This window comes from Salinicoccus siamensis (assembly GCF_055391965.1).
The window spans coordinates 1,877,285-1,893,947 of record NZ_AP043765.1 but is presented as its reverse complement, the minus strand read 5'-3'; the positions used below and the strand labels follow the sequence as shown (position 1 = coordinate 1,893,947).

General features: G+C 46.3%; 17 protein-coding genes, 1 tRNA gene and 1 other RNA gene. 17 read left to right on the top strand and 2 right to left on the bottom strand.

Annotated features, from left to right (window positions below; genetic code table 11):
- Window positions 1-16: 16 nt before the first annotated feature.
- Window positions 17-961, top strand: a complete 945-nt coding sequence (whiA, locus tag ACZ5LF_RS09705; protein ID WP_380570023.1) for a DNA-binding protein WhiA — start codon at window positions 17-19, stop codon at window positions 959-961.
- A gap of 38 nt (window positions 962-999) precedes the next feature.
- On the opposite strand, the gene ACZ5LF_RS09700 is transcribed toward whiA, so the two are convergent.
- Both ACZ5LF_RS09700 and clpP read right to left on the bottom strand, forming a co-directional pair.
- Window positions 1,000-1,914 (bottom strand): TIGR01777 family oxidoreductase, encoded by a 915-nt coding sequence (locus tag ACZ5LF_RS09700; RefSeq protein ID WP_380569986.1) that lies wholly within the window; start codon window positions 1,912-1,914, stop codon window positions 1,000-1,002.
- A gap of 136 nt (window positions 1,915-2,050) precedes the next feature.
- The gene (gene clpP / locus ACZ5LF_RS09695; RefSeq protein WP_380569985.1) at window positions 2,051-2,644 is read right to left on the bottom strand and encodes an ATP-dependent Clp endopeptidase proteolytic subunit ClpP; all 594 of its coding nucleotides are present in this window, start codon (window positions 2,642-2,644) and stop codon (window positions 2,051-2,053) included.
- Window positions 2,645-2,820: 176 nt separating this feature from the next.
- On the opposite strand from clpP, the gene ACZ5LF_RS09690 reads away from it, so the two are divergent.
- The 16 genes from ACZ5LF_RS09690 (at window position 2,821) to ACZ5LF_RS09615 (ending at window position 16,623) form a co-directional block, all read left to right on the top strand.
- Window positions 2,821-2,892 (top strand) — tRNA-Arg (locus ACZ5LF_RS09690).
- 17 nt (window positions 2,893-2,909) lie between these two features.
- Window positions 2,910-3,695, top strand: coding sequence for a threonine/serine exporter family protein (locus ACZ5LF_RS09685; RefSeq protein ID WP_380569984.1), 786 nt, complete (start codon window positions 2,910-2,912; stop codon window positions 3,693-3,695).
- Window positions 3,696-3,705: 10 nt separating this feature from the next.
- Window positions 3,706-4,155, top strand: a complete 450-nt coding sequence (locus ACZ5LF_RS09680) for a threonine/serine exporter family protein (RefSeq protein ID WP_380569983.1) — start codon at window positions 3,706-3,708, stop codon at window positions 4,153-4,155.
- Window positions 4,156-4,157: 2 nt separating this feature from the next.
- A complete protein-coding gene (locus ACZ5LF_RS09675) occupies window positions 4,158-4,421 on the top strand; it encodes a glutaredoxin family protein (RefSeq protein ID WP_380569982.1) in 264 nt (87 codons plus the stop codon).
- Window positions 4,422-4,530: 109 nt separating this feature from the next.
- Window positions 4,531-5,553, top strand: coding sequence for a sugar-binding transcriptional regulator (locus ACZ5LF_RS09670; RefSeq protein ID WP_380569981.1), 1,023 nt, complete (start codon window positions 4,531-4,533; stop codon window positions 5,551-5,553).
- 35 nt (window positions 5,554-5,588) lie between these two features.
- A complete protein-coding gene (gene gap / locus ACZ5LF_RS09665; RefSeq protein ID WP_380570022.1) occupies window positions 5,589-6,596 on the top strand; it encodes a type I glyceraldehyde-3-phosphate dehydrogenase in 1,008 nt (335 codons plus the stop codon).
- A gap of 99 nt (window positions 6,597-6,695) precedes the next feature.
- A complete protein-coding gene (locus ACZ5LF_RS09660; protein ID WP_380569980.1) occupies window positions 6,696-7,883 on the top strand; it encodes a phosphoglycerate kinase in 1,188 nt (395 codons plus the stop codon).
- A 36-nt stretch (window positions 7,884-7,919) separates the two neighbouring features.
- Window positions 7,920-8,678 carry a triose-phosphate isomerase gene (gene tpiA / locus ACZ5LF_RS09655; protein WP_380569979.1) on the top strand — a complete coding sequence of 253 codons (759 nt, stop codon included), beginning with the start codon at window positions 7,920-7,922 and terminating at the stop codon, window positions 8,676-8,678.
- Window positions 8,671-10,194, top strand: a complete 1,524-nt coding sequence (gene gpmI / locus ACZ5LF_RS09650) for a 2,3-bisphosphoglycerate-independent phosphoglycerate mutase (RefSeq protein WP_380569978.1) — start codon at window positions 8,671-8,673, stop codon at window positions 10,192-10,194. Before tpiA ends, gpmI begins: the two co-directional genes overlap by 8 nt.
- Window positions 10,195-10,254: 60 nt before the next feature.
- Window positions 10,255-11,556, top strand: a complete 1,302-nt coding sequence (eno, locus tag ACZ5LF_RS09645) for a phosphopyruvate hydratase (RefSeq protein WP_380569977.1) — start codon at window positions 10,255-10,257, stop codon at window positions 11,554-11,556.
- 111 nt (window positions 11,557-11,667) lie between these two features.
- Window positions 11,668-11,898 carry a preprotein translocase subunit SecG gene (gene secG / locus ACZ5LF_RS09640; protein WP_344704457.1) on the top strand — a complete coding sequence of 77 codons (231 nt, stop codon included), beginning with the start codon at window positions 11,668-11,670 and terminating at the stop codon, window positions 11,896-11,898.
- A 102-nt stretch (window positions 11,899-12,000) separates the two neighbouring features.
- A complete protein-coding gene (locus ACZ5LF_RS09635) occupies window positions 12,001-12,747 on the top strand; it encodes an alpha/beta hydrolase (RefSeq protein WP_380569976.1) in 747 nt (248 codons plus the stop codon).
- A gap of 14 nt (window positions 12,748-12,761) precedes the next feature.
- The gene (gene rnr, locus ACZ5LF_RS09630) at window positions 12,762-15,068 is read left to right on the top strand and encodes a ribonuclease R (protein WP_380569975.1); all 2,307 of its coding nucleotides are present in this window, start codon (window positions 12,762-12,764) and stop codon (window positions 15,066-15,068) included.
- A gap of 2 nt (window positions 15,069-15,070) precedes the next feature.
- On the top strand, window positions 15,071-15,535 hold the full coding sequence (smpB, locus tag ACZ5LF_RS09625) for an SsrA-binding protein SmpB (RefSeq protein WP_380569974.1): 465 nt from the start codon (window positions 15,071-15,073) through the stop codon (window positions 15,533-15,535).
- 71 nt (window positions 15,536-15,606) lie between these two features.
- Window positions 15,607-15,972, top strand: a transfer-messenger RNA (tmRNA) gene (gene ssrA / locus ACZ5LF_RS09620).
- Window positions 15,973-16,200: 228 nt separating this feature from the next.
- Window positions 16,201-16,623 (top strand): universal stress protein, encoded by a 423-nt coding sequence (locus ACZ5LF_RS09615; RefSeq protein WP_380569973.1) that lies wholly within the window; start codon window positions 16,201-16,203, stop codon window positions 16,621-16,623.
- The last annotated feature ends 40 nt before the right edge of the window (window positions 16,624-16,663 follow it).

Genomic DNA, 16,663 nt, shown 5'->3' with positions numbered 1-16,663 from the left:
AATGGGGCGTGATCGCATGTCATTTGCTTCTGAGATGAAGAATGAATTGACCAGAATCGAAGTGGATACGTGCTGTATGAAAAGTGAGCTTTCAGCGCTCATCAAAATGAACGGGGCACTCAGCCATTCCAATGGACAATGGATTATTAATATACAGACTGAGAATGCGGCGATTGCGCGCCGGATTTTCTCATTGATTCGGACTACGTATGGAGTTGAGATAGAACTTCTGGTCCGTAAGAAAATGAAACTGAAAAAAAACAACGTCTATATTTCAAGGATAAAGAAAGAAAGTAAGAAAGTACTGGAAGACTTGGAAATCATGAAGGATGGTCTGCTTGAACATGCCATAAGTGAAGATATCAAAGAGAAGGAGTGCTGCATCAGAAGCTATCTGAGGGGTGCGTTCCTTGCAGGCGGATCGGTGAATAATCCGGAAACCTCAGCTTATCATCTGGAGATATTCTCCTTGTACGAGGAGCATGCCAGGAATCTGACTGAGTTAATGAATGGTTATGAGTTGAATGCGAAATTCATTGAAAGAAAGCGCGGCTACATCACCTATCTCAAAGAAGCCGAGAAGATTGCAGAATTCCTTAGCCTGATCGGTGGGTACCAGGCACTTTTGAAATTTGAAGATATACGGATTGTCAGGGATATGCGCAATTCTGTAAACCGTCTGGTGAACTGTGAAACAGCAAACCTGAATAAAACAATCAGCGCTGCAATGCGTCAAGTTGAGAACATCAATTTCATCGCTTCAGAAATAGGGCTTGAAGAGCTGCCCGAACGCCTTAGGGAAATCGCGAAATTAAGGGTTGAGCACCAGGAAGTCTCCCTGAAGGAGCTAGGGGAGATGATGTCGACAGGTCCGATATCGAAGTCCGGGGTGAATCATCGCCTAAGGAAACTGGATAAGATAGCGGAGCAGGTGAGAAGCGGTGAAGAAATCACTTTTTAACGAAGAAAGCGTGCACCAAAGTGCACGCTTTCTTCGTTCTATTGGCCATATAGATCTTCAAGTGCAATTTCCAGTGTAGGAAAGAGGAATTTAAAATCATTTTCCATCAGTACTTCCGGGAGCACGTATTGCCCTTTCAATATGAGCATGGACTGTTCACCCAAAAGCTTTTCGATCAGAAAAGAAGGTGTATGGAAAAAGTCGGGTTTTCCGAGTGCAGTGCTCAAATATTTGGAGAAATGTTTTTGTCTGAGTGGCATTGGGGCGGTAAGGTTGACCGGGCCTGAAATTTCCGAATGCACGCCTACGAACAGCAGAGCATTCAACAGATCCTCTATATGGATCCAACTGTACCATTGGTTTCCGCTTCCAATGGGGCCGCCCACTCCCATTTTATATGGCAGGGCCATTTGGGGGAGGGCGCCTTCGTCCTTATCGAGAATCAGGCCAAATCGCGTGAAGACGGTACGGGTTCCGAGATCTTCAAACTTCTTGGCTTCAGCCTCCCACGCCACAACCACTTCAGATAGGAAATCATGTTCGGCAAAGGCATCGCCTTCGTCATATTGAACCTTCTCGCTGACTGGATAATAGCCGATTGCACTGGCGTTTACAAGAACCTGAGGAGTAATTTCAGCCTGCTCAGCCCACATCCTCAACATGCGGGTCACTTTCATCCTTGATTCATAAATGGCCGTCTTGTGGGAATCCGTCCATTTCTCCTGGAGTGAGGCTCCCGCCAGGTTATAGATGATATCAACTTTTAATGGCAACTCCTGCATCCACCTGTCGTCTGACGGGTCGTCAGGATTGTATTTGATGAAGTGTACAAAAGGATGTTCCGACTTTCTGTCGCTTCGTGTCAATATATACACATGATCATTCTCCTCCCGGAGAATTTTTGTCAGTCTTGAACCTACAAAACCAGATCCACCTGTAATTAATACATTCATGTCATCACGCTCCTTAATACCACTATAGCCTGTCTGTAGTGATGATAATCCGGAAATTTAAAATTTGCCTGAGGGTTACGCAATGGGAAAATAGAAAAAGGGATGGAATCGATATTCCATCCCTTTTCCAATAATTTTAGCCCTGTAATTTTTCAGGCTCCATTACGTCATCAACCAAACCATATTCTTTGGCTTCTTCCGCTGTCATGAAGAAGTCGCGATCGGTATCCGTTTCAATCTTATCGAGCGTTTGGCCCGTGCGCTCTGCAAGGATCTTGTTGAGTTTTTCGCGTGTTCTCAATATATGCTTGGCCGCTATTTCAATTTCTGTAGCCTGACCTTGCGCACCACCAAGTGGCTGGTGAATCATCACTTCAGCGTTCGGCAGGGCGAAGCGTTTGCCTTTTGCCCCTGCTGCAAGCAGGAATGACCCCATTGAAGCGGCCATGCCAAGGCAGATGGTCTGTACATCAGGTTTGATGTGCTGGATTGTATCATAGATTGCCATGCCTGCAGTCACGCTGCCACCAGGAGAGTTGATATAGAGGAAAATATCTTTATCTGGATCTTGGGCCTGCAGGAAAAGCAGTTGGCTGACGACGGAGTTCGCCACGTTGTCATCGATGCCCGTACCAATCATGATGATCCTGTCTTTGAGCAACCTGGAATAGATGTCGTAGGCGCGTTCTCCGCGGTTCGTCTGTTCAATAACTGTAGGAATTAAATTCATTGTGTTACCTCCTGATATTATAGTACTCTTAATTGGCTAATTCATTTATACCACATTAGTCAAATAAGGTCAAAAGAAAACGTTTATGGTATAAAGATTAATTTAGGCCTTTAATTTATTCAAGTTTATTGCTATACTGAATAAGGCTTTATGAAGAATGATATTAATTTTATCATACCCCCGTGGTGTAATGGATAACACGTAAGATTCCGGTTCTTGAGATGGGAGTTCGATCCTCTCCGGGGGTGTAAATAGAGGTGGCCGTGTGAGTGGCGAACTTGAGATCATAGAAGCTCCAGAAAAAGTCCTTAGCGAAAATTTTGTGCGCGATGTTTTTTATATCGTCATTAATTGTGGCAAGATGCTGTTGGAAAGTGGAGCGGAAACTTACCGTATAGAGGATACGATGTTGCGCATCGCATCCAGTTATGGTATAGAGAATGCTCAAGTGTTCGCGACCCCCACGGTCATTATTTTTTCCTTGAATGATTATGCATTGACCCAGACGCTGCGTATTGAAGAAAGGGCAAACAACTTGGAGAAGGTTGTGGCAGTGAATGAACTTTCGAGGCGCATTTCCGTCGGTATGCCCCTCGATCAGGCTTTGCGGCGTATGGAGGCCATTCACGACAGCAGGTTCTTCCCGTTCTGGCTGACCATATTATCGGGCGGCATCATAGGGATGATGTTCTTGCTGCTGTTCGACGGTGTGGCGGCTGATCTGCCTGCCGCCTTCGTCGGGGGCGCAGGGGGAGTCTTTGTAATGGAAGGTATCCTCCGCTACACTAAAGTTAAATTCTTTACAGAATTTTTTGCCGCCTTATATATCGCGCTGACGGCTATATTTTTTGTCGATACGGGTTTTGGCACTATGCTTGATACCATCATTATCGCCAGTGTAATGCCGCTTGTTCCCGGTGTCCTCATTACAAATGCAATACGTGAGATGATCCGGGGGCATTTGATGGCCGGCATCATGAAAGGCACTGAAGCAGCACTGACTGCCATTGCGATCGGTGCTGGTGTGGGACTTGTATTTTTGATGATCTAGGAGGCTGCTGATGATTTATGTCTATCAATTCATCCTTAGCTTTTTCGCTTCTGCAGGATTCTGCGTACTTTTCAATGCGCCACGGGCGGCCATCATCAGATGTGGGCTGACCGGCGCAGTCGGTTGGATGGTGTTCTATATATTGAGGGAAGGGGGCGCCGACCTTGTTCTTGCCTCTTATATCGGCGCTCTCGTTCTATCGGCAGCGGCACTCTTGAATTCGAGAAGTCAGAAGATGCCTGTCATTCTGTACATTACATGTGGAATCATCCCACTTGTCCCAGGAGGCATGGCGTACGATTCAATGCGGCAGATTGTGCTGCAGGAGTATATGACGGCCCTCGAATATGGATTTGAAGCTGCGCTTATTTCCTTGGCGATCGCAACCGGCATCATCAGTACAGAAATGGCGGATCAGGTTCTGCAGACCATAAGGAAGAAATTGAAGAAAGAGGTATGAGTATGCTCGAATTGGTATATTATACGAGGAATAGATGTCCGCTTTGTGATGAAGGGATGGAGCAGATCAAGCTTGCCTTGTCTGAATTGAGATATAGCGATGTCAAGATGACGGCGATAGATATCGATGAAGACGATGCCCTGCAGGAGGCGTATATGATGCGCGTCCCGGTCTTGTGCCATAAAAGTCAGGTGATTCAAGAAGGCATCATTGATTTTGTCTATGTCTATGATTACCTTAAGGAGTATCTGGGTACAATAAAATAGCTGAAGCCGAATAATTGCATTCTTGAATATTTATGATATATTTAGAATGTAATTATTTTTGTCCCATGTGGGACGCAATACGTCTCATGATGGTGAGGTATCGAAACTCATGTGGCAAAAACTTTTAGACATCCAAAAGCGTATCGCACCGGAAGTAGTGTCGGAATTGCAGAAGCGTTCAACCATCCTGAAACAAATCAGGACCTACCAACCGATAGGTCGACGGCCACTTGCCAGGCAACTTAATATGACCGAGAGGGTTTTACGTAAGGAAGTCGATGCATTACATGATTTGGATCTGATCGATATCGATAAAAAAGGAATATCGATTTCCCAAACGGGTATTGAAGTATTGGATGAACTTTCACCGTTCATGACAACACTTGATCGGCGTTCCGGACTGGCCCTTAAGCTTCAGCGGCAATATAATCTGCAAGGTTGCCATATCATCCGGGGGGATGCTGATGAAGATCCCGAGCTCCAGCAGGAGCTATCCCAGCTCATGGCCGAAGAATTCCAGAAAATGATCTTCGACAATGCCATTATTTCCGTGGCAGGTGGTTCGACGATGGCCAATGTGAGCCAATATCTGAAACCAGCGGAGGAGAATCTCCTGTTCGTTTCGGCCCGGGGTGGGCTCGGTGAAGAAGTGGGCAACCAGGCGAACTCGATTGCGAGTCGTCTTGCAAAAGCGACGGGCGGTGAGCACCGGGTCCTCTATGCACCTGATAGTGTAGGAGATTCGGTATATGAATCTTTGAAGGATGAGCCATCCATTAAAGAAATTACTGAACTCAACCGCCGTTCTGACTATGTCATGCACGGCATCGGCGAAGCATTCATGATGGCGCGTCGCAGAAATGTGGAAGCTGCCGCCCTCTCCCAACTGGAAGCCGATTGCGCAGTTGGCGAAACCTTCGGCTACTATTTCAATGCTGAAGGGGATATCGTGCGTAAGGTCAAAACCATCGGTATCCAGTTGGAAGATCTCGCATCAAAAAAAGCAATATTTGCAGTGGCAGGTGGAAGCAGCAAGAAGGAAGCAGTCCGTGCGTATATGAAGATGGCTCCGAAGAATACTATTCTGTTCATCGATGAAGCCATCGGGGAATTTTTGTTGAAGAATGATTGATTAATTCAATATATATAAACTCAAGGAGGCCATAAATTATGGTTAAAGTAGCAATCAACGGTTTTGGACGTATAGGTAGACTCGCAGCCAGGGAAATCCTCAATTATGAAGATATCGAATTGGTGGCAGTCAATGATCTTACAGATGACGAGTTTCTTGCACACCTCATAAAATACGATACGAGCCAAGGACGTTTCGAAGGTGATGTTGAAGCGATCGACGGTGGATTGAAGATTAACGGCAACGAAGTGAAATCCTTCAACACCAAAGATCCTGCGGAACTCCCATGGGGAGACTTGGATATCGATATCGTTCTCGAATGTACGGGTCTCTTCACAAATGAAGAAGACGCAAGGAAGCATATCGAAGCAGGTGCCAAAAAAGTATTGATTTCAGCTCCAGGTAAAGGCGATATGAAAACAATCGTCTACGGTGTCAACGAAGATGTGCTTGATGGGTCAGAGGAAGTAGTATCAGCTGCATCCTGCACGACGAACTGTCTTGCGCCTGTCGTTAAAGTACTCAATGATGAGTTTGGACTTGAACGCGGCCTCATGACGACGATACATGCCTATACAGCTGATCAGAACACACTGGACGGTCCACATGCTAAAGGTGACTTCCGCCGCGGACGTGCAGCAGCTGAAAACGTGGTACCGAATTCTACAGGTGCAGCTAAAGCCATTGGTCTCGTATTGCCTGAACTCGATGGTAAACTTGATGGCGGTGCCCAGCGTGTACCGGTTAAGGCAGGTTCCCTTACAGAAGTTACAGCAGTACTCGGCAAAAATGTTTCAGTTGAAGAAGTGAACCAGGCGATGAAGGATGCGGTGAGCCCATCATTCGGCTATATTGAAGATGAAATCGTTTCTTCCGATATCATCGGCATCAAAGAAGGTTCCCTGTTCGATGCAACGCAGACACGTGTTGTAGATGTGGATGGAAAACAGCTTGTACGTGCCGTTTCATGGTATGACAATGAAATGTCCTATACTGCCCAACTGGTCAGAACACTTCATCACATGGCAACCAATAAGAAGTAAATCATAGATGAACGGGCGGACTTTCCGCCCGTTTTTATTTTATTCGTACAGTGGTATGGGTATAATGGGAATGAGCAGAAAAGTATAGGAGGCGCAGCCATGAAGAAAACTGTAGAAGATGTACAATTGAAAGGGCGCAAGGTATTGTTGCGCGCTGATCTGAACGTTCCGATGTCAGAGGGCGAAATCACCAATGACAATCGTATCGTCCAGGCGTTGCCTACAATTAGGCATATCATTGAAGCTGGAGGGAAAGTGATACTTTTCTCCCACCTGGGAAAAGTGAAGACAGAAGCGGATAAGGCAGATAAGACGCTTAAACCAGTCGCTGATAAGTTATCGGAACTGCTTGGGCAGGATGTCAATTTCATCCCCCACACAAGAGGTGAAATGCTTGAAGGTGCCATCGATGATTTGAAAGAGGGCGAAGTCCTGATGTTTGAAAACACACGTTTCGAAGATGTCGACGGCAAAAAGGAGAGCGGCAACGATGAATCCTTGGGTAAATACTGGGCTTCTCTTGGTGATATCTTCGTAAACGATGCCTTCGGTACAGCCCATAGAAGCCATGCTTCAAACGTGGGCATCGGATCCAATATCGAAACAGTTTCAGGATTCCTCATGCAGAAGGAAATTGAATTCATCGGAGGTGCCATCGATTCGCCGGAGCGTCCATTCGTGGCCATTTTAGGCGGCGCCAAAGTGTCGGATAAAATCGGCGTAATCAAAAATGTGCTCGAAAAAGCTGACAAAGTAATCATAGGCGGCGGCATGGCGTATACCTTCCTAAAAGCGCAAGGCAAAGAAATAGGCAACTCGCTCCTTGAAGAAGATAAAGTGCAGCTGGCAAAGGAACTTCTTGAGAAATCAGAAGATAAAATTGTTCTGCCAAAGGATGTAGTCGTCGCAGAAGAGTTTGCCGCAGATGCCAAACATAAAACCGTAGGTGTCGATGAAATACCATCCGACATGGAGGGCCTTGATATCGGTGAGGATACAATCGCTGCCTTTAAAGAAGTGCTGCAAGGCGCGAAGACAGTCGTATGGAATGGACCGATGGGTGTGTTTGAAATGGAGAACTTTGCACACGGCACGATTGGTGTATGCAAGGCGATTGCTGAACTTGAAGATGCGAAGACAATCATCGGTGGAGGCGATTCCGCAGCTGCAGCAATGGATCTTGGCTATGCTGAGGATTTTTCCCACATCTCAACAGGTGGCGGCGCCTCACTCGAGTATCTGGAGGGCAAGGAATTGCCAGGCTTGTCTGTAATTGACGAGAAGTAATGTTTAGAGCCTTATACAAAAACAAGGAGGAATATTATGAGAACCCCATTTATTGCAGGAAACTGGAAAATGAATAAAACCATTTCAGAAGGTGAGGCATTTATAGATGCACTCGGCGAACTGCCAAACAAAACTGAAGTGGAGAGTGCAATCTGCGCTCCATTCATCCATCTGCCGTCGCTCGTGGAAAAGGCAAAAGGTATGGCGCTCGGCATAGGTGCTGAAAATAGCCATTATGAAGATGAGGGTGCCTTCACCGGAGAAGTTTCCCCATTGATGCTCCAAGACCTTGGAGTCGATTATGTGATCATCGGACACTCGGAGCGCCGTGAACACTTCAATGAAACTGATGAAGCAATCAACAAAAAAGCGCATGCGCTCCATTCAAAAGACATCGTGCCGATCATCTGCTGTGGTGAGACGGATGACGAACGCGAGGCTGGCAAGGCAGAAGATAAAGTGAAACAACAAGTTTCCAAAGCGTTTGAGGGTCTAAGCAAGGAACAGGCTAAAACCTCTGTTATCGCCTACGAACCTATCTGGGCGATCGGCACAGGGAAATCCGCGACAAGCGATGATGCAAATGAGATGTGCGGTGTCATCCGCCAGACGATGGCATCACTTTATGATGAAGAAACTGCAGAAGCAATCCGTATCCAGTACGGTGGCTCAGTCAAACCAGAAAATATAAAAGAGTACATGGCGCAGGAGCATATTGACGGCGCTCTTGTAGGCGGCGCGTCACTCAAACCTGAATCTTTTGTGCAGCTATTGGAAGGTGCCAAAAATGACTAGACCAGTTGCTCTCATCATACTTGATGGCTTTGCCAACAGGGACGAAACGAAAGGTAATGCTGTTAAAGCAGCCCATAAGCCGAACTATGACCGCTTTTTCAAGAAATACCCAAATAATGCACTCAGCGCCTGCGGTCTCGACGTTGGTCTGCCTGAAGGGCAGATGGGCAACTCTGAAGTCGGTCATCTGAACATTGGCGCGGGGCGCGTAGTCTATCAAAGCCTTACAAGAATCAATAAATCCATTGAAGATGGGGATTTTTATGAGAATGAGGTACTGCTGGATACGATGGACCACGTAAACACCAACGACAGTACCCTTCATGTCATGGGTCTGCTCAGTGATGGCGGCGTACACTCCCATTATGAACACCTCTTCGCAATACTGGAGATCGCTAAGAAACAAGGCCTTAAACAAGTTTATGTACATGCATTTCTGGATGGACGGGATGTTGTGCAAGATTCAGCACTCGAATATGTACGGGAATCGGAGAAGCGTTTCAAAGAGATCGGCATCGGGGAATTTGCGACTGTCAGCGGCAGGTATTATGCCATGGATCGGGATAAGCGATGGGATCGTGAAGAAATGGCGTACAATGCCATCACATACGGAAAAGCCCCCCGCTTTGCTTCAGCTGAAGAAGGGATCCAGGCAAGCTATGATAGGGGCGAATATGATGAATTCGTCAAACCATTCATCATATCCGATACAGAAGAAAGCTATGATAAAGGAGTGGTCGACGGAGATGCGATCGTCTTCTATAACTTCCGTCCGGATCGTGCAGCCCAGTTGTCTGAAATATATACAGATGAGGAATTCATGGGCTTTGATATTGAAAAGCGAATCAAAGATTTGAAATTCGTCACTTTCACCAAATACAGTGACCAAGTGGATGCAGATGTAGTCTTTGAAAAAGAAGACATAATCAACACAATAGGCGAAGTGGTTTCCAAAGCAGGCAAGAAGCAGCTGAGGATTGCAGAAACAGAAAAATATCCGCATGTAACGTACTTCATGAGCGGTGGGCAGCATGATGAGTTTGAGGGAGAACGTAGAGCCCTTTTAGATTCTCCTAAAGTGGCAACTTATGACCTACAGCCTGAAATGAGCGCGTATGAAGTGAAGGAACGTTGTCTTGAAGAACTCGAAAAAGAAGACCTTGATCTCATCCTCATGAACTTTGCAAACCCTGACATGGTAGGTCATAGCGGTAAAATGGAGCCGACGGTCAAAGCAATAGAAGCAGTGGATGAATGTCTTGGGCCTATTGTAGATGAAATCATCGCGCAGGGCGGTACAGCCATCATAACCGCCGATCACGGCAACTCGGACGAAGTCATCACTTTGGACGGTGAACCGATGACTGCCCATACTACAAACCCGGTTCCTGTCATCGTAACGAAAGAAGATGTTACGGTTGGAAGTGGACGACTGGCTGACTTGGCGCCGACCCTACTTGAATTGATGGGATTGGAACAGCCGGAAGAAATGACGGGCAAAAGCCTTTTGGAGTAGATTGTGCTGATAAGATTGAAAATGATAAAAATAGAAATCAATTAAAAAGGAGATATCGTTATGCCATTAATTATAGATGTGTACGCACGTGAAATGCTTGATTCAAGAGGAAATCCGACAGTTGAGGTCGAAGTATTGACAGACAGCGGTGCCTTCGGCCGTGCGCTTGTACCTTCCGGTGCTTCAACGGGAGAGCATGAAGCAGTTGAGTTGAGGGATGCGGATGATGCGCGCTTCCTTGGCAAAGGTGTCGAAAAAGCAGTTGAAAATGTTAATGAAATTATTGGGCCTGAGCTTGTAGAGGGTGATTTCAGTGTCCTTGAACAAGTGTCGATCGACAGAATGATGATTGCCCTTGATGGCACTACCAATAAAGGTAAATTGGGTGCAAACGCTATTCTGGGCGTTTCTATGGCCGTAGCAAAAGCAGCTGCCGACTTCATGGGGCAGCCACTCTACAAATATCTAGGCGGATTCAGCGCAGTCCAACTCCCAGTGCCGATGATGAATATCATCAACGGAGGCGAGCACGCAGATAATAACGTGGATATCCAGGAATTCATGATTATGCCTGTGGGTGCTGAAACATTCAAGGAAGGACTGCGCATGGGCACGGAAATATTCCATAACCTGAAAAAAGTACTCAGTGAAAAAGGCTATAATACTGGTGTAGGAGACGAAGGGGGCTTTGCACCGAACCTCGGTTCCAATGAAGAGGCTTTGTCGACAATCATTGAAGCGGTTGAAAAAGCAGGTTATAAGCCAGGTGAAGAAATCCGTTTGGCGATGGACGCAGCTTCGAGTGAATTCTATGACGCCTCAACAGGCAAGTATGAACTAAAAGGAGAAGGCAAATCCTATACTTCTGAAGACATGGTCAATTGGTATGCTGAAATGATTGAAAAATATCCAATAATATCCATCGAAGATGGGCTGGATGAGAATGATTGGGAAGGTACCAGACTCCTTACTGAAAAGCTTGGTTCTAAAGTACAATTGGTCGGAGATGATCTTTTCGTCACCAATACTGAGAAGCTGGCACGCGCAATTGAAGAAGGCGTCGGAAACTCCATCCTCATCAAAGTCAACCAGATCGGTACTTTGACTGAAACATTCGAAGCAATCGAAATGGCGAAGCGTGCAGGCTACACTGCAGTCATCTCCCACCGTTCCGGAGAAACGGAAGATACGACGATTGCAGATATTGCGGTAGCTGTTAATGCAGGACAGATTAAAACCGGCGCGCCATCACGTACAGACCGTGTCGCCAAATACAATCAGCTGCTCAGAATTGAAGATGAGCTGTTTGAAACGGCAAAATATGAAGGGCTTGCATCCTTCTATAATCTGGATCTAAAATAATCCACGAGCCTCCCTTGACCTAAGGGAGGCTTTTTAGTCGGGACAGCATTTGCAATCCCCCCTTTAATCTGATAAAATGCTTGTGTTACTAATATTCGGAGGGATTACCACATGCAAACACTGCTCGTCATATTGTTGATTGTCGTTTGTATATCTTTAATTGCAGTGGTATTGCTACAGTCAGGGAAAAGCGCCGGCCTCTCAGGTGCAATCGGTGGCGGTGCTGAGCAATTATTCGGTAAACAAAAAGCGCGGGGCATGGATCTTGTACTGCATAGGACAACAGTCATACTTTCGTTACTGTTCTTCCTGATCATGCTACTGCTGACATATCTAAATTAGAAATAATGGCCTCCTATTGTTGATAGGAGGTTTCTTTTTATTTTTCTATGTTCTTAAATTGTCGTACAATGAAATTAATGTGCAGAAAGTAGGGTATAAATAATGAAGATACAATTACCAGAACCATTCTTTTTTGAGGAAGGCGAGAAGGCAGTCCTGTTGCTGCATGGGTTCACAGGCAACTCATCAGATGTCAGGCAACTTGGACGCTATCTCCAAAAACACGGCATAACTTCCTATGCGCCGCATTACGAAGGGCATGCAGAGCCTCCTGAAAATCTTTTGGAATCAAGTCCACATATCTGGTGGAAGCAAGTGACTGAAGCCTACGATTTCCTGGTCTCTAAAGGCTACGATAAGATTTTTGTGGCAGGCCTATCTCTTGGTGGCGTCTATGCCCTGAAATTGGCCACTGTTCGGGATGTAGTAGGGGTCGCCACCATATGCAGTCCGATGTACCTCAAAGATCGTGAGACAATGTATGAGGGCGTTTTGGAATATGCACGGGGATTCAAGAAAATGGAAGGCAAGACACATGAAGAAATAGAAAATGAAATGGAGGCGTTCCGCCCGACCGGCATGCTGGACGAGGTGCGGGATGTGATTCAAGCGGTCCGTGACCATCTCCCGGATGTATATGCACCGTTGTTTGTGGCTCAGTCGGAACAGGATGAGATGATCAATCCAGACTCGGCAAACATCATCTTTAATGAAACTTCGACTGAAAGTGATGAAAAGAAACTGGAATGGTATCCAGAATCAGGGCATGTATTGACGATCGATAAAGAAAAGCAGCAATTGTTTGAGGATATGCATGCCTTCATGGATCAGCTGGATTGGAATGAGTAATAGGGGGATAAGTAATGGGTAACTATCGAGAACGCATTTTAAATGTTATTGAAGCTGACGATTATCGTCCGATGACGATGGAGGAGTTCAAACAGGAACTTTCAGCTCATGATTCAGACGACTTCAAGGAAATGGTGAAAGCCGTTGTGGCCCTTGAAGAAGAAGGTGAGATTCACAGGACGAAAAAAGACAAATATATCAAGATGAGTGAAACAGACATGCTCAAGGGCAAGCTCTCCATGCACAAACGCGGGTTTGGTTTCCTGCGTCCCGAAGAAGGCGATATGGAGGATATTTTCATTCCACCCACTTCAATCAATGGTGCCCTTGATGGAGATACAGTGCTGGTGGAAGTGCAGAAACATTCAAAAGGGGATAACCAGGAAGGTCAGGTCACCACTATCCTGACCCGGGGTACAACACGAGTCGTCGGCGAGTATCATGCAAGCAAGAACTTCGGTTTCGTCGAACCGGATTCACAAAAGATGATAGACGACGTCTTCATCCCGAAAAATCATAACCTGGGTGCCATAGACGGCCATAAGGTTCTTGTTGAGCTGACTAAATACCGGGAGGGCGATGACAAGCCAGAGGGGCATGTCATCCAGATATTGGGACATAAGAATGATCCAGGGGTCGATATACTCTCCATTATCTATCAGCATGGCATCGAGATCGAGTTTCCTGAAGAAGTGATGAAGGAGGCAGAAGCGACACCGGATACCATCAGTCAGGATGAACTGGACGGCCGGCGTGACTTGCGTGATGAATTTACGATCACCATAGACGGGGCAGACGCGAAGGACCTGGATGATGCAATCGCCGTCAAAAAACTGGATAACGGTAACCACGAACTGACAGTCAGCATTGCTGACGTCAGCTATTATGTCGATGAGGCATCCCAGATGGGCAAAGAGGCCTATGAACGCGGCACAAGTGTCTATCTGGTAGACCGGGTCATACCGATGATTCCACATCGTCTGTCTAATGGCATCTGTTCCCTGAATCCTGGTGCAGACCGCCTGACAATGAGCTGCAGGATGGAAATCGATGGCAACGGTAAAGTGGTTGACCATGACATCTTCCAAAGCGTCATCCATTCCGATAGGCGCATGACGTACGATGCAGTTAACCGGATGCTTGATGATGAAGACCAGGCGGTCATCTCAGAATTTCCGGATGTCTATCCTATGCTCAAGAAAGCTCGCGAGCTCGCCATGATATTGCGCAAGCGACGTGAAAAACGCGGCGCCATCGATTTTGATTTCAATGAAGCAAAGGTGCTCGTCGCAGAAGATGGCACGCCATCCGACGTCGTCCTCCGCACACGTTCAGTGGGCGAGCGCATGATTGAAGAATTCATGCTTGTCGCCAATGAAACTGTAGCTGAACATTTCCATTGGATGGAAGTGCCTTTCCTCTATAGGGTACACGAAGACCCGAAAGAGGAGAAGTTGCGTCAGTTCTTCGAATTCATCACGAATTTCGGTATTGTAGTCAAAGGGAAAGGCAATGAAATCCATCCGCGTGCCATGCAGGAGATAGTTGAGGAAGTCGCAGGGCGTCCTGAAGAGATGGTGATCAGTACACTGATGCTCCGCTCGATGCAGCAGGCTCGCTATGCAGAAGATAACTTGGGCCACTTCGGTCTGGCGGCTGATTTCTACACCCACTTCACATCACCGATCAGACGCTATCCCGACCTTGTTGTGCACCGGCTGATCCGTAAATATCTGATTGAAGGCAAGACGGATCAGAAGACACAAAGGCAGATGGAGGCAGAACTCCCTGATATCGCTGAACATACTTCGAACAGGGAAAGACGGGCACAGGAAGCAGAGCGGGATACGGACGACCTTAAAAAGGCAGAGTATATGGTACAGCATGTCGGGGAAACTTTCGAAGGTGTCATTTCGGGCGTCATGAATTTTGGCATGTTCGTTGAACTGCCGAATACAATCGAAGGGCTTGTCCATGTCTCCCATATGACGGATGACCACTATCAATTCCATGAACGCCATATGGCGCTTATCGGTGACCGTGCCGGCACAGTATACCGCATCGGGGATCCCGTTGAGGTGGAAGTGCTGGATGTCAACCTTCATGAGCGTCTCATTGATTTCAAGATAGTTGGAATGCCAGCTCGCCAACCGCGCGAGAGAAGAGGCAGACCGGTTGAGATCAAGGCGAAATCCGAATCCGGCAACCGTCAACGAAACGGGAAAAAAGGTAAGGATGGCAAGAAGCACTTTGATAAGGGCAGGACCAATAAAAAACCATTCTATAAAGGCGCAAAAAACAGTAAGAGGAAGAAGAAATAGCCATGAATAAAACATATGATAAACCATTAGCCCAAAATAGGAAGGCCAGCCATGACTATCATATCGAAGATACGATAGAAGCGGGTATAGAGCTCAAGGGTACAGAGATCAAATCCATCCGACGCGGTTCAGCGAACTTGAAGGATGCCTATGCGCGTGTATACAAGGGGGAGATGTATGTCTATAATATGCACATCGCCCCCTACGAAGAAGGGAACCGCCATAATCATGACCCGCTCCGCTCGCGCAAGCTGCTGCTCAAACGAAAGGAGATAGATAAGCTTGCCGGGCAAATACAGGAAACAGGCTACTCTTTGATTCCACTGAAATTATATATCAAGAATGGTTTCTGTAAAGTCCTGCTTGGAGTGGGACGAGGCAAGAAGAAGTACGATAAGAGGGAAGACCTTAAACGTAAACAGATGAAGCGGGATGTAGATCGTGCCTTGAAGGACCGTATGAAGTGATATCCTTGAAAAAACGTATGGATTCTGATATTATATAGTATACGTCTGATGAAGGCGAACTGTTAAAATCCGGGGACGTTCCGGATTCGACAGGGGCTGTTTGAGCAACTTAAGCGTGTCGGAGGTTTCGGCTCCGTCATCAACGATACACAGTTTATAATAACTGGCAAACAAGACAACTTCGCAGTAGCTGCCTAAGAGCACACTGCATCATCCCATGACGTTTCCTGTGCGTCTTGATTGGATGATTCAACCTTAACAGGATACGCATCTGGTTCTTCCGCCTGGAGAACCCGGTGAAGAGATCAATCAGGCTAGCATGGATCTGTGGTCCGTCCATTACCAACAGCCATGCGAAATTAAGAAATGGACTACACACGTAGAAAGAGTTGTGCCAAGGTCCCTGGACGCGGGTTCGACTCCCGCCGTCTCCATATCTGGAAATACACTGAAGCAATGCTTCTGCCTATAACGAGGTAGAAGCATTTTTTAATCAATCAAATATATTTCTTCTTAAATGATGGATATCATAGTCGGAAACTGCTGTTTTACGCCTGCAAAAAATTACATTGCGCAAATAGTGGGGAATGTTTGGAATAATCTGATGAAAACTGGTAAATTATAATAAAGAAGTCATTCTTGATATACCAGAAAGGTGGATGAACATGTATAAAAAAATTCTGCTCCCGTATGATTTTGGAAACTCTTTCAATAACGTACCTGACCAGTTGACGAAACTTACGGGCAACAGTGAAGACGCTAACATTACAATATTCAATGTGATCCCCGATAGTGAAATGGCAGATAATGTGAAATATCATGGTAAGCATTTCGACGAAATCACCGAAGATAAAATCAAGGCATTGAAGCCTTTCCTGGAAGAGCTGGATGAGCGTGGCTTGAACTATACCACGACATTCAGGGCAGGGCGGATCATCCATGAACTGCTCGAAGAAATAAAAGAAAATGATTATGAAGTAGTGGTCATGAGCAACAAGCGCTCTAAACGGGATATAAAGCATGTCCTCGGCCACGTTACCCATAAGATAGCCAAACGCGTGAACACGCCAGTGCTGATCATCAAATGATCCATACTGTAAAATGAAGGCTTAAAAAAGCCGGGAAAAC